10 protein-coding genes are annotated in these 13,524 nt (G+C 44.6%); 1 reads left to right on the top strand and 9 read right to left on the bottom strand.

All coding sequences use genetic code 11. The features are described from left to right. Nucleotides 1–148: 148 nt before the first annotated feature. The 6 genes from lpdA to serB all read right to left on the bottom strand — a co-directional run bounded on the left by lpdA (nucleotide 149) and on the right by serB (nucleotide 9,539). Nucleotides 149–1,573, bottom strand: coding sequence for a dihydrolipoyl dehydrogenase (lpdA, locus tag L1070_RS07705; protein ID WP_070985718.1), 1,425 nt, complete (start codon nucleotides 1,571–1,573; stop codon nucleotides 149–151). Between the two features lie 171 nt (nucleotides 1,574–1,744). Then, nucleotides 1,745–3,634 (bottom strand): pyruvate dehydrogenase complex dihydrolipoyllysine-residue acetyltransferase, encoded by a 1,890-nt coding sequence (aceF, locus tag L1070_RS07700; RefSeq protein ID WP_237125098.1) that lies wholly within the window; start codon nucleotides 3,632–3,634, stop codon nucleotides 1,745–1,747. A 12-nt stretch (nucleotides 3,635–3,646) separates the two neighbouring features. After that, nucleotides 3,647–6,313, bottom strand: coding sequence for a pyruvate dehydrogenase (acetyl-transferring), homodimeric type (gene aceE / locus L1070_RS07695; protein WP_237125097.1), 2,667 nt, complete (start codon nucleotides 6,311–6,313; stop codon nucleotides 3,647–3,649). A 62-nt stretch (nucleotides 6,314–6,375) separates the two neighbouring features. After that, nucleotides 6,376–7,125 (bottom strand): pyruvate dehydrogenase complex transcriptional repressor PdhR, encoded by a 750-nt coding sequence (pdhR, locus tag L1070_RS07690; protein WP_070985721.1) that lies wholly within the window; start codon nucleotides 7,123–7,125, stop codon nucleotides 6,376–6,378. Between the two features lie 526 nt (nucleotides 7,126–7,651). Next, entirely contained in the window at nucleotides 7,652–8,389 is a 738-nt protein-coding gene (locus L1070_RS07685; protein WP_237125096.1) for a hypothetical protein, read from the bottom strand. Nucleotides 8,390–8,516: 127 nt separating this feature from the next. Further along, on the bottom strand, nucleotides 8,517–9,539 hold the full coding sequence (gene serB, locus L1070_RS07680; protein WP_237125095.1) for a phosphoserine phosphatase SerB: 1,023 nt from the start codon (nucleotides 9,537–9,539) through the stop codon (nucleotides 8,517–8,519). Between the two features lie 75 nt (nucleotides 9,540–9,614). On the opposite strand from serB, the gene L1070_RS07675 reads away from it, so the two are divergent. Next, nucleotides 9,615–10,232 carry an AhpA/YtjB family protein gene (locus tag L1070_RS07675; protein WP_237125094.1) on the top strand — a complete coding sequence of 206 codons (618 nt, stop codon included), beginning with the start codon at nucleotides 9,615–9,617 and terminating at the stop codon, nucleotides 10,230–10,232. Here L1070_RS07675 and L1070_RS07670 read toward each other — a convergent pair. The 3 genes from L1070_RS07670 to argS form a co-directional block, all read right to left on the bottom strand. Then, nucleotides 10,199–10,963, bottom strand: coding sequence for a TatD family hydrolase (locus L1070_RS07670; RefSeq protein WP_070985725.1), 765 nt, complete (start codon nucleotides 10,961–10,963; stop codon nucleotides 10,199–10,201). The two genes, L1070_RS07675 and L1070_RS07670, sit on opposite strands and share 34 nt — an antisense overlap. A gap of 85 nt (nucleotides 10,964–11,048) precedes the next feature. Continuing rightward, nucleotides 11,049–11,690, bottom strand: a complete 642-nt coding sequence (pdxH, locus tag L1070_RS07665) for a pyridoxamine 5'-phosphate oxidase (RefSeq protein ID WP_170829141.1) — start codon at nucleotides 11,688–11,690, stop codon at nucleotides 11,049–11,051. A gap of 91 nt (nucleotides 11,691–11,781) precedes the next feature. Next, complete coding sequence (gene argS, locus L1070_RS07660; protein ID WP_237125093.1) at nucleotides 11,782–13,524, bottom strand: arginine--tRNA ligase; 1,743 nt, start codon at nucleotides 13,522–13,524, stop codon at nucleotides 11,782–11,784.

Here is a 13,524-nt window from a genome sequence, read left to right as displayed (position 1 = left end):
CAGCTTGGTGTCACTCAAGCCCTCTATTGTAAACCAGCGAACTCCATTGAGGATAGTTTATTGCTACATTCGAGCCAATTTTCCGCCGTTAGGGCATAAAAAAACCCAGCATAAGCTGGGTTTTTAGCATTAAGTCGCAGTAATAAAATTACTTTTTCTTAGCTGCTTTTTTGTTTGGTAAATCAGTGATTGAACCTTCAAAAATTTCAGCCGCAAGGCCGATTGACTCGTTCAATGTTGGGTGCGCGTGAATCGTCAGTGCGATGTCTTCACCGTCTGCGCCCATTTCAACTGCAAGGCCGATTTCACCTAGCATTTCACCGGCGTTGATACCAACCATAGCACCACCGATCACACGGCCTGACTCTTTATCAAAGATAAGCTTTGTTTGACCTTCAGTACGTGCAGAAGCGATAGCACGGCCTGATGCTGCCCACGGGAATACCGCAGTTTCAATGCTAAGACCTTGCTCTTTTGCTTCTTTCTCAGTGACACCCACCCATGCAATTTCAGGGTCTGTGTATGCGATTGAAGGGATACATTTAGGGTCGAAGAAGTGCTTCTTACCAGAGATAACCTCTGCTGCAACGTGACCTTCGTGAACCGCTTTGTGCGCAAGCATAGGCTGGCCTACGATGTCGCCGATCGCGAAGATGTGGTCAACGTTGGTTTTCATTTGCTTGTCAGTGCTGATGAAGCCACGCTCATCAACGCTGATACCCGCTTTGTCAGCATCAAGTAGCTTACCATTAGGTGTACGACCTACGGCCACAAGTACTTTGTCATAACGTACTGGCTCAGCCGGCGCGTTCTTACCTTCGAAAGTAACGTATAGACCATCGTCTTTTGCATCAACAGCCACAACTTTCGTAGAAAGCATCACGTTGAACTTGTCTTTAACGTAACGTTGGTAAATTTTGATAACGTCTTTGTCAGCTGCTGGAACTAGCTGATCAGCAAACTCAACAACGTCGATTTGCGAACCAAGTGCACGGTATACAGTACCCATCTCTAGACCGATGATACCACCACCTAGTACAAGTAGTTTCTCTGGCACGTCTTTAAGTTCAAGTGCGCCTGTTGAGTCAATTACACGATCATCTTCTGGGATGAAAGGTAGGTTAACTGGCTGAGAGCCCGCGGCAATAATAGCGTTATCGAAAGTAACGGTTGTTGTACCTGCGTCACCTTCTACAGCAATGGTGTTTGCGCCTGTAAATTTACCGTAGCCATTGACTACTTTTACTTTACGCATTTTCGCCATGCCGTCTAGGCCACCAGTTAGCTGGCCAATAACAGACTCTTTCCATGAACGGATTTTGTCTAAGTCAATTTGTGGCGCACCAAATGTTACACCGTGAGATGACATTTCTGCCGCATCATCGATGACTTTAGCAACGTGTAACAATGCTTTTGAAGGAATACAACCAACATTCAAGCACACACCACCTAGGGTATTGCGAGATTCGATCAGTGTAACTTCTAAACCTAAATCCGCAGCACGGAATGCTGCTGAGTAACCACCAGGACCACCGCCTAGTACAACAACTTGAGTTTTGATTTCGTTGCTCATGTTATTACCTTAACTATTATTCGAACGGGACTGTACTCTTTTGAGTATCCGCACCCAAAATGCCTGCCGCGTACAAAAACACCGGTACAAGGCAGAGAGATTTTAAAGTGTGCGAAAGTGTATCATCCGCACAAAAAGATGTCCCGCCTAAATAGTAGGCGGGACAATAAATTACATCACTAATTGGCGAATATCGCTCAAGTAGCTGGCCAGCGTCACAGTAAATTTCGCTGCCAATGCACCGTCAATAACACGGTGATCGTAAGAACAGCTCAGCGGCACCATCAAGCGCGGCTCAAATTCTTTACCATTCCACTTTGGCTTCATCTCAGATTTAGACACACCTAAGATAGCCACCTCTGGCGCGTTAACGATAGGCGTAAACGCCGTACCACCTATGCCACCAAGACTTGAAATAGTAAAACAGCCACCTTGCATGTCAGATGAGGTTAACTTGCCTTCACGCGCTTTGGCTGAAATTTCCATAAGCTCGCGAGACAGTTCAATGATGCCTTTTTTGTTTACATCACGAACAACCGGCACAACCAGACCATTCGGCGTATCTACTGCGATACCAATGTGAACATACTTTTTCAGGATTAGGCTTTCACCATCTTCTGATAATGAAGAATTAAACGTTGGGAATTCTTCCAACGCTTTTGCCGCTGCTTTCATCACGAATACTAATGGCGTGATCTTCACACCCATTTTCTTCTTCTCAGCCAGTACATTCTGCTCTTTACGGAATGCTTCTAAGGCCGTAATGTCTGCTTCATCGAACTGTGTCACATGCGGGATCTGAACCCAGTTACGGTGTAAGTTAGCACCCGATAGCTTTTGGATGCGAGAAAGCTTCTTCTCTTCAATTTCACCAAACTTACTAAAGTCGACTTTTGGCCAAGGGATCAGACCCAACTCACCGCCGCCTGCGTTGCTGTTGCCTGACGCTTTACCTGACTCAACTTGCTTCACAAGCTCTTTGACGTAGTTTTGTACGTCTTCTTTGATCACTCGACCTTTACGGCCTGTGCCTTTTACGCGCGCAAGGTTTACACCAAACTCACGTGCTAAACGACGTACCACGGGTGATGCATGGGCATAAGATGAATTTGCTTCAAAGTCTTCTTTTACACTTGATGCAGCTGGCGCTGCTGATTTTGGCGCGGTGCTTGAAGCCGGTGCAGGCTTAGATTCAGCAGGCTTATCTGCGGCCTTTTGTGGCGCACTACCCGCTACTTCAAATACAAAAATTAGTGACCCAGTAGACACTTTATCGCCAACAGCAACCTTCACCTCTTTAACAGTACCCGCAAATGGCGCTGGTACTTCCATTGACGCTTTATCGCCTTCAACGTTCAGGATTGATTGATCCGCTTCAACGCTATCGCCTACCGATACCATTACTTCGGTCACTTCAACTTCATCGCCACCAATATCTGGCACGTGAACTTCTTTTACTTCAGACGATGTTGCCGTATTAGCAGTTTCTGACTTTGACTCTGATTGGTCTGAATCATTGGCCGCTGCCCCTGTTTCAAACACAAAGACCAAAGACCCCGTTGACACTGTGCCGCCAACTTCGACTTTAATCTCTTTTACTGTACCGGCAAATGGTGCCGGTACTTCCATAGAAGCTTTATCACCCTCTACGTTTAAGATTGACTGCTCTGCCTCAACTTTGTCACCAACGGCAACCATGATTTCAGTCACTTCAACTTCGTCACCACCAATATCTGGTACATGTACCTCTTGTAACTCGGTTGCGCCCGCCGAAGCCGGTGCAGGCTGATCGTCAGATTTTGCTTCGCTGTCTTGTTGCTGTTCACCATCAGCGGCATCAAAGATCATGATAAGTGAGCCAGTCGATACCGTGTCACCTTCGCTAATTTTGATCTCTTTAACAGTACCTGCTTGTGCAGCAGGTACTTCCATTGATGCCTTATCGCCTTCTACCGTGATAAGTGATTGTTCTTCGCTAACCGAATCCCCAACTTTTACTAGGATCTCAGTAACTTCAACTTCATCAGCACCAATATCTGGAACATGAATTTCGATTGTCATTAGTAACGCCCCTTATGCGTAAAGTGGGTTAGTTTTGGTCGTATCGATATCAAATTTCTTGATAGCTTCAACGACTACTGACTTCTCAACTTTGCCTTGCTTAACAAGCTCAGTAAGTGCTGCAACAACAACGTATCCAGCATTCACTTCAAAGTGACGACGTAGATTCTCACGGCTGTCTGAACGACCGTAACCATCCGTACCTAACACTTTGTATGAAGCACTTGGCATAAAGGCACGTACCTGCTCAGCATAGTTCTTCATGTAGTCAGTAGCAGCAATGGCTGGTGACTCGCTCATAACAGTCGCAATGTAAGGTACTTTTGCTTCAGACTCAGGGTTTAGCATATTGAAACGCTCTGCATCTTGACCATCACGCGTTAGTTCATTGAATGACGTCACAGAGAACACATCAGAACCAACACCGTACTCTTCACTTAAGATCACGCCCGCTTTGCGTACTTCATTTAAGATAGTGCCTGAGCCCATTAGCTGAACATGCGCTTTGTCGCCTGAATTGCTCTCAAGCTTGTAAATACCTTTACGAATACCTTCCTCAGCGCCTTCTGGCATGGCTGGCTGGTGGTAGTTTTCGTTCATCAATGTTAGGTAGTAGAACACGTTTTCTTGCTCAGGACCGTACATACGACGAATACCGTCTTGTAGAATCACTGCCACTTCATAACCGAATGTTGGGTCATAAGAGATACAGTTAGGTACGGTGCCCGCTTGAATATGTGAGTGACCGTCTTCGTGTTGTAAACCTTCACCATTTAGCGTCGTACGACCTGCCGTTGCACCCAGTAAGAAACCACGTGCCTGTTGGTCGCCCGCCATCCATGCCATGTCACCAACACGTTGGAAACCAAACATAGAGTAGTAAATGTAGAATGGGATCATCGGCAAGTCGTTGGTGCTGTATGATGTTGCAGCAGCAACCCATGACGACATGGCACCTAGCTCGTTGATACCTTCTTGTAGTACCTGACCCGATGTTGCTTCTTTGTAGTAAGAAACGATGTCACGGTCTTGTGGCGTGTAGTTCTGACCATGTGGATTGTAAATACCGATTTGACGGAATAAACCTTCCATACCAAATGTACGCGCTTCATCAGCGATGATAGGTACAATGTTTTGACCAATGTTTTTATCTTTTAGCAATACGTTTAACGCACGAACAAATGCCATAGTCGTTGAAATATCACGTTTTTGCTCTTGTAGCAGTGGCTCAAACGCGTTGACTTCTGGTAGCGTTAACGCTTGAGTAAAGTTAGGTAAACGCTGTGGCGTATAGCCGTGTAGTGCTTTACGACGAGCATGCAGGTACTCGAACTCTTTTGAACCTTCTTCAAGCTTCAAGTACGGTAGGTTAACCAGCTCTTCGTCTGACACCAAGTCTTGTAGACCTAGACGTGAACGTAGGTGCTCTACGTGTGTCATATCCATTTTCTTAACTTGGTGTGCGATGTTTTTACCTTCCGCCGCTTCACCCATGCCGTAACCTTTAACAGTTTTAGCTAGGATAACCGTTGGACGGTCTTTCGTTTCTTGCGCAGATTTAAATGCTGCGTACAACTTAGAAGGCTCATGACCACCGCGTTTCAGTGCAAAAATTTCTTCGTCGGTCATATCTGCAACCAGTGCCGCAGTTTCTGGGTAACGACCAAAGAAGTGCTCACGTACGTATGCGCCGTCTTTTGCTTTGTAAGTTTGATAGTCACCGTCGATGGTTTCGTTCATCAACTGTAGTAGTTTACCTGTGGTGTCTTTTGCCAGTAGTTTGTCCCAGCCCGAACCCCATACTACCTTGATCACGTTCCAACCTGCACCTCTGAATAGACCTTCAAGCTCTTGAATGATCTTGCCATTACCCATTACAGGGCCATCTAGACGTTGTAGGTTACAGTTGATTAGGTAACAAAGATTATCCAGCTTTTCACGCGCGGCAAAAGAGATCGCACCACGTGATTCTGGTTCATCCATTTCACCATCGCCTAAGAACGCGTAAACACGCTGGTTCTTGGTATCTTTTAAGCCACGGCCATCAAGGTATTTTAGAAAACGCGCTTGATAGATAGATGCGATTGGTCCAAGCCCCATAGAAACGGTAGGGAATTGCCAAAATTCAGGCATCAGTTTAGGGTGTGGGTAAGATGAAATACCTTTACCATCCACTTCTTGACGGAAGTTATCTAACTGCTCTTCAGTTAAACGACCTTCCAAAAATGCGCGAGCATAGATACCCGGTGAAATATGACCTTGATAATAAACTAAGTCACCACCGTCAACCTCGTTAGGTGCACGGAAGAAGTGATTGAAACACATTTCATAGAACGCTGCTGACGACTGGTAAGACGCCATATGTCCGCCAAGTTCTAAATCTTTCTTTGACGCACGTAATACGATCATGATGGCATTCCAACGAATGATTGAACGAATACGACGCTCAATGTTTACATCACCTGGATAAGCAGGTTCTTGGTCCGCTGGAATAGTATTCACATAGTTAGTAGTTGTGCCAGTTGGCATATCTACGCCTTCTAGACGTGCTTGCTCAAGTACTTGCTCTAACAAGAACTGCGCGCGCTCAACACCTTCTTCTTTTACTACCGACTCAAGCGCTTGCAACCACTCTTGGGTTTCTAACGCGTCTACGTCAAATTTATTGACTTCAGACATATGGAATTTTCCTTATGTTTAAAATACGAATTTATTATTCAGTTTTAATGTGATCAGCACGCTTACTGCTGTTTTGTACGTCTTAAGCTACGCTCGATGCGCGAACGCTCTTTGCCCGCTTCAAGTAATGCTTCTTCAATAAACGCTAAGTGCGCGTTACTGGCTAAACGTGCCTGCTCAGGGTTGCCATTAATAACGGCCTCCAACAACACTCTTCTATGCTCAGCCAGTTGCTCACTTACTTCTGATTTTTGCACCAATACCGTTAAGTTCTGCAACACATTCTGCTCAAGTAACGATTGCATACCTCGCATTAAATGTAACAACACCACGTTATGTGAGGCTTCTGCCACCGTAAAATGAAAGGCATTAATAGCCGCTGCAGTTTGGGCAAGATCCCCTTGTGCTTGAGCGATGCTATCAAAGCTGTTTTGCACCTTTTCGAAATCTGTATCGGTACCGCGTAGCGCTGCATAATAAGCGGCAATCCCTTCAAGGGCATGACGAAACTCAAGTAAATCAAATTGTGATTCAGGGTGCTTGCTGATCAAGTCAAATAACGGATCTGTCAGCCCTTCTTCCAATTGATTCTTAACGTAAGTTCCTCCGCCTTGACGGCGTGTTACTAGGCCCTTTGCTTCGAGCTTTTGAATTGCTTCGCGTAGTGAAGGTCTCGATACTTCAAATTGCTTAGCAAGCTCGCGCTCAGGGGGCAACTTTTCTCCTGGCATTAAAGAACCCTCAAGGATCATATTCTCAAGCTGTTCTAAAATAACATCGGATAACTTCGCTGCTTTTATCTTTAAAGACATTGATCTAACGCCGAATTTCAGTGTACTGCTAACCTCAACTATTTGTGGTTAGCCGATCCATTAAAACCAAAAGGTAAATTGGTCATACCAAATTTGCACAATACGTTATCAAAATCAATGAACACTGTCAAAAATCTGCGTATAAATACCCACTGAAAGTGCATAGTTAAAGTGTAAACTTTATACAAAAATATCGAATTTCCTAGGTTTATAAAAAAGGTCTGACCAGTTTGAAATTAAAGAGGGATCATCCACCAACACATACCAATCGAAAATATATAGGCACTAAAATTGATGCTCGCCGATACCAACTGTATGCCAGCCATGTGTAGATATCCAATCTTAAAAGTGAAATATCAAGTGCCATTAACTTAGAACCTATTCTTTACTAGGAGAAAACGCGATAGATATAATAGTTCTTAGCTGTGTGAGGTTTGGGCGGAACACCAAATGAGGCTGTAATCGCGATAGCTGTAATAATAATGGTAGTTACTCCATTGCTTATCATTCAAGTTTTTATCAAGCTTTACGCGGCGTATGTTGCTTGCGCTTTGGTTCTTAACTGCGATGAAATATTATCAATGAAGCCAAACATATTTAGGTTATAGCCAATACGTGCGCTGACGTCATCTTCCGTGCTTTGCTCTTTCACCAAGGCTCTCATATCAATGATTTGTGAAAAGTTCTCGTTGTTCACATCATACTTCCCCCAGTATTCACTGGTTCCTTGCTCGCTTGGACCACGCTCAAGTTCGGTATACTTCAAGAAGTTATCTTTAACATCATTGGCCAGCTGCACGAACTTTTCATTTGCATTCAATTTATCTTCAAGATAGCTGATTTGATCAGCGCTTAGCTGCCCAGAGACCTTAATCGCCCCTTCTTTATCAACTGAGAATGCCCAGTCTTTTTGAGCAAGTTGTGGGTCACTGCTAGTCAGCTCACTCATAAACTGGTTATATTCCCCGGCCAATTCATCAGCCGCTTTGTACATATCACCGTTAAAGTAGAGTTGGTAATAGGCTTCATTGAGTCTCGCACTTGTCTGTTCTGGCTCTTCTATAAGATCCTGAGCTTCTCCCAAAACAATAGGTCTACTACACGTGGCATCTGGGATCTGCTCTTTGGAACCGTGGTAAGTATCAGCCGCAAGTTTAAGATCACTGTTTTGCACAGTGGTGGTATTTTCCTGATTAACTGATTTTGAAGTGCCTTTATTTGCTAAAGCACCTATCTCAATCAGTTGACTGGCATTTACTTTCATAAAAAATATCCTTTTCTTAATGAACTTTTATAGGTTATCGGTCAGACTATCCCAAACTATTATTCACATAAAATATTCACTTTACTTACCTAGCATATAGCGCTTATTCACGATTTCTATAACGCGTTTAAAGCGGAATAGATAGCAAATAAAGGACTTGTAGTAGTGACCCTTCACAGATCGCTGCATCCGCTTGAGCAACAACCTTAGGCTTGCCGTGCACAGCAACCCCAGTACCGGCTTGAGCCATCATTAGCAAGTCATTTGCGCCATCGCCCATTGCTACAGTTTGAGACTTATTCAAGCCATGCTGTTGCGTCAAAATATTTAGTATGTCGGCCTTCTTCTGTGCGTCTACCACCTCTCCAAGCACCTTTCCAGTTAAGTGCTCGTCAGCGATTTCAAGCTCATTGGCATAACACCCATCGAGTTGTAGTGGTGCTAACAAAGCTTCTGCAAACCAAGTAAAACCGCCCGAGGCAATATACAAATGCCAACCATGTTGCTTCAGGTGAGTACATAATGTTTTTATACCATCCATTAACGGCAGGTTATTCTTTAACTCTTTGATTAAACTCAGCTCTATGCCTGCCAACTTACTGACCCGTTGATGCAAACTATCACTAAAAGCGAGCTGTCCAGCCATTGCCTGAGCCGTTACTTTTGCAACTTCATCATAAACATTGGCTAGACGAGCAATTTCGTCAATACACTCAATCTCTATCGCGGTAGAGTCCATGTCCATCACCAGTAGCCCGGCTTTTGAAATAGTTGCAGGGTTTGCCAAAATAGCACACTGTAGCGCCAGTGAATGTGCCGCCTCTCTGAGCTGTTGCTTGAGTTGCTCGGTTACCTCTGGCACATAGCGCTTATCAACATACATCACCATAGCTTCTGGTAATGCAGGGTGTGGGTGATATTGACATATGGCGCTAACTGGCAGGTCCGAGTCGTGTAAAAATGCCAGAAAGTTTTGCAGCTTCGCGGTTGTTAACTGCTCGCCAAACAAGGTGATAAACACGCCTTTTTGGCTATCAGGAGTCATATCGCTTAATAAGCACTGTGCACTTTCAATTCGGTACCATTTTGCTAAAGTGAAGATATGAGATAAATCATGATCAGGTAATTGCACAAGGCTAGAGGTTGGCATACATAAGCTCCTAAGTAACAGACTCGCCCTTTTTAACATCTATCAATGATACTGTCAGCAACCAACATAGGTAATATGAAAAATACACAAGCAATTGATTTATTAAAGTCTTCACGAGGCCGTCGATTAGTACGTTTGATGGTTGCGGCGGCTTGCTTTGTTACCCTAACGTGGCTTGCCTTTAATACCAGCTTTCAATCACATCAATTATTGTACAAACAGGCTGATATGAATGCTCGCAGCCTAGCGCGTCAACTGGCACTTAATGCCGCCCAACCTCTTATCAAAGAAGACGCACCTTTGTTAAAACAGCTTAGCCAACATCTGGAAAGTGACAAAAATGTACTCAGTATCGCCATTTATAACAACACGGGAGAGCTGATTGTTGCGAGTGAAGGCTTTACACAACATGATAATACCTACGGTTTACCTCAACAGTTACCAGGCATCAGTAAACTTAAAACCTCGGTGGTTGAGCCGATCACCGCCAATGGCAGACCACTTGGGTTTGTCAGCATGGTGTACTTAACTCAGTCCGCGATGAGCCAAAGCCATTATCATTTCCATGAGTTGGGCCGTATGGTGCTGCTCATGTTACTTATCACAGGCGTATTTACTTGGCAAATTGGTCGCGCATTAAAAGGCTGGGAAGTAAAACGTCAGATCCGAAAAAGCGTACAAGATGACAAGTAAAGTTGCCGTGCTATTTGCTCGGGGTGCTCGCTACGCAATTGACATAAATACTCAAATACATCTAACAAACGCCTAGGCTCATTAACCTTGCCCTGATGCCCCGACAAGGGCATGGATGGCGCATCGGTTTCAAGTAGCAAACATTCTAACGGTACTTGGCTAAACACTTTTCTGGTCTTGCTTGCCCGCTCATAACTTATGGTGCCACCTACTCCAAGCTTGAAGCCTTGCTTGATGTAATACTGCGCTTGTTGTAAAGACCCAGAAAAAGCATGGATCACCCCGCCAAACTTAGGCGGCGTTTGCTTGAAAGTTTGTGCGATTAAGTGATGACTTTGTCGATGGTGCACAATCAAAGGCAGTTGCAGCATATTGCTGAGTTTAATCTGCTCCGCAAAAAGTGCTTGTTGCCATGGTAATTGTGGGCATGTGCCATCTATACCGCACTCCCCAATAGCCACCAAGTGATGCTTATTGTTTTGGGCAAATAATATAAGCTGATGCAGCGCCTCATCCGTGTGTTGGTCAATAAAGTACGGATGCAGCCCCGCAGCAACTCGGCATTGCGAATAACGCTCAGAAAATGCCAGTAATGATTCGCTTTGCTTTATTGTAATGCCAGGCACAACAAAATAATCAACCCCTAACGCGTGCGCGTGCGCCAGCTGCTGTTCGAGATCAAGTTTAAACTCGGTAAAGTCTAAGTGACAATGAGTATCAATGAAGTGCATGTTCACCTTAATAGCTGCACATTATGAAGGTAAGTATAAATGCTCTAAGGTTGTATGGCAGCACGCATGGCTGCCTTATACTTTTTTAAGGGTTGAGCCTGTCGATTTCCCAACTACCATCGCTTTGCTTGATATACATAAAGCGATCGTGTAAACGATGCTCACCACCTTGCCAAAACTCAACCTTGGATGGCTCAACACAGTAGCCGCCCCAGAAATCAGGTAAAGGGATCTCTCCTTTGGAAAACTTGGCTTTCATACTATGAAAGGTCTCCATTAAGGCTTTACGTGAGGAAACCGGACGAGACTGCTGTGAGGCCCACGCAGCAATTTGACTCTCGGCTGGACGTGATAAGAAATATTTGGCCACCGCTGCAGTCGACAGTGGCTTTGCTTGTCCATATACGATGACTTGTCGTTCAATTTCTTGCCATGGGAAATGCAAACAAACCTTATTGTTGCCCTTGATTTCTTGCGCTTTGCGCGACCCTGTGTTGGTAAAAAACACAAAGCCATTGTCATCTAAGTGTTTTAATAACACGATGCGCTGTGACGGTTGACCATGCTCATCTACCGTTGCCACCACCATGGCTGTTGGATCTGCAAACTTTGCTTCAACAGCTTGCTGTAGCCATTGCTCAAACTGCAAAACAGGGGTTTGCGCTAGCATTTCTCTGCGCAGCCCACCTTTTGTGTATTCGCGACGAATATCTTCAAGCTTCATGATTTTTCCTTACAAAAAAGCCGCAATAAACAAGGTTCTATGCGGCTTTTAGATTAACACCTCTACGAGGCTATGTAACTAAGCGAATGCGAATTTACATTTGCTCCATCACTTCAATACCCAACAGTTCTAAGCCGGTGCGCAAGGTATTGGCAACTAGGTTACAAAGCATTAAGCGGCTATCACGCACATCATCTGCCACATCGTCTTTTAGAATTGGACAAGCCTCGTAGAAAGTCATATACAAACTTGCTAACTCATACAAGTAGCCACACAATACGTGCGGTGTTGCTTCATTGATCATCAGATCAAGTACTTCTTCCAACTGCAGCAATTTAAGCGCCAATGTTTTTTCTTGTGGCTCAACAATACTGATTGGCGCATTCAATGCCGTGCTATCAACACCCGCTTTACGGAAAATACTACGTACACGCGTATAGGCATATTGCAAGTAAGGCGCTGTTGCACCTTCAAAACTGAGCATGGTATCCCAGTTGAAGATATAATCACTGGTACGGTGCTTAGATAAATCTGCATACTTAACTGCGCCAATACCTACTTTTCGAGCGATTTCCTTGCGTTCTTCATCCGATAAGCCAGAGTCTCTGTTCGCTAACTTGTCTGTAGCACGACTAACGGCTTCTTCTAACAAGTCTGCCAATTTAACGGTACCACCAGTACGGGTTTTAAATGGTTTACCATCATCTCCCATCATCGTACCGAATAGGCTTGGCTCATAAGTTGTTTTGTCTTTTAACAGGCCCGCTTTACGCGCCGTGATCTCAACTTGGTTGAAGTGTAAGCCTTGGCGGGCATCCACAAAAATTAGAATACGATCAACATCTAATTCGTTCGAGCGATAGTCACATGCCGCTAAGTCTGTGGTGGAATACAAGAAGCCGCCACCCGATTTCTGTACAATAAAGACCGAAGGTTCACCGTCTTTGTTCGCCAGTTCATCTAAGAAAACCACCTGTGCGCCTTGGTCTTCAACTGCAATGCCTTTTGACTTGAGTAAGTCAATCACACCAGCTAGGCGATCATTGTAGGCACTCTCAGCCATGATGTCGTCACGTGTAAGCGTCACGTTTAGCTTCTCGTATACTTCTTCAGAGTGCTTCACTGAGGTATCGATAAACATTTGCCAAAGTTTTTTACAGTGCTCGTCACCACTTTGTAGCTTCACAACATAGTCACGTGCTTTGTCTGCGAAGCCTTCTTCTTCATCAAAGCGTTTCTTGGCGTCACGGTAGAAACTTTCAAGGTCAGCCAATGCGACATTTTCAAGGTCAACACCTTGATTTAACAAATCTTCAAGGTGTGCTATCAACATCCCAAATTGTGTTCCCCAATCCCCCATGTGGTTTTGGCGGATCACGGTGTCACCACGAAACTCAAGTGCACGCACCACTGAATCACCAATGATGGTCGAACGTAAGTGACCAACGTGCATTTCTTTCGCAAGGTTTGGTGATGAGTAATCGACCACAACCTTTTTAGCAGGTTGATGCTCAGACACACCAAGTTTAGCGTCTTTGTTAGCCGCAGCTAAACTGGCGGATAAAAACTCTGGTTTTAAATGAATATTGATAAAACCAGGCCCTGCGATTTCTGTTCGTGCAGCAATATCACTCACATCTAGATTATCGATAATTTTTTGTGCCAGCTCTCTTGGGTTGGTTTTCAGCGCTTTTGCCGCGCCCATCGCGCCATTAATTTGGTAGTCACCAAACTGCGCACGCGTACTTTGTGTTACTGCTGGGTTAGTTCCTTCAGGGATCCCCGCAGCCACCATGGCCGCATTGGCTTTTTCAATTAGAATCGTTTTAATGTTCAT

It is taken from the genome of Pseudoalteromonas sp. MMG022, assembly GCF_021654245.1.
Lineage (GTDB): Bacteria > Pseudomonadota > Gammaproteobacteria > Enterobacterales > Alteromonadaceae > Pseudoalteromonas > Pseudoalteromonas amylolytica.
This window is presented reverse-complemented; position numbering and strand designations above follow the sequence as displayed.

Bases quoted from the DNA above. Each gene is read 5' to 3' on its own strand.
- lpdA (WP_070985718.1), bottom strand. From the start codon at position 1,573: ATGAGCAACGAAATCAAAACTCAAGTTGTTGTACTAGGCGGTGGTCCT.
- aceF (WP_237125098.1), bottom strand. From the start codon at position 3,634: ATGACAATCGAAATTCATGTTCCAGATATTGGTGCTGATGAAGTTGAA.
- aceE (WP_237125097.1), bottom strand. From the start codon at position 6,313: ATGTCTGAAGTCAATAAATTTGACGTAGACGCGTTAGAAACCCAAGAG.
- pdhR (WP_070985721.1), bottom strand. From the start codon at position 7,125: ATGTCTTTAAAGATAAAAGCAGCGAAGTTATCCGATGTTATTTTAGAA.
- L1070_RS07685 (WP_237125096.1), bottom strand. From the start codon at position 8,389: ATGAAAGTAAATGCCAGTCAACTGATTGAGATAGGTGCTTTAGCAAAT.
- serB (WP_237125095.1), bottom strand. From the start codon at position 9,539: ATGCCAACCTCTAGCCTTGTGCAATTACCTGATCATGATTTATCTCAT.
- L1070_RS07675 (WP_237125094.1), top strand. From the start codon at position 9,615: ATGAAAAATACACAAGCAATTGATTTATTAAAGTCTTCACGAGGCCGT.
- L1070_RS07670 (WP_070985725.1), bottom strand. From the start codon at position 10,963: ATGCACTTCATTGATACTCATTGTCACTTAGACTTTACCGAGTTTAAA.
- argS (WP_237125093.1), bottom strand. From the start codon at position 13,524: ATGAACATTAAAACGATTCTAATTGAAAAAGCCAATGCGGCCATGGTG.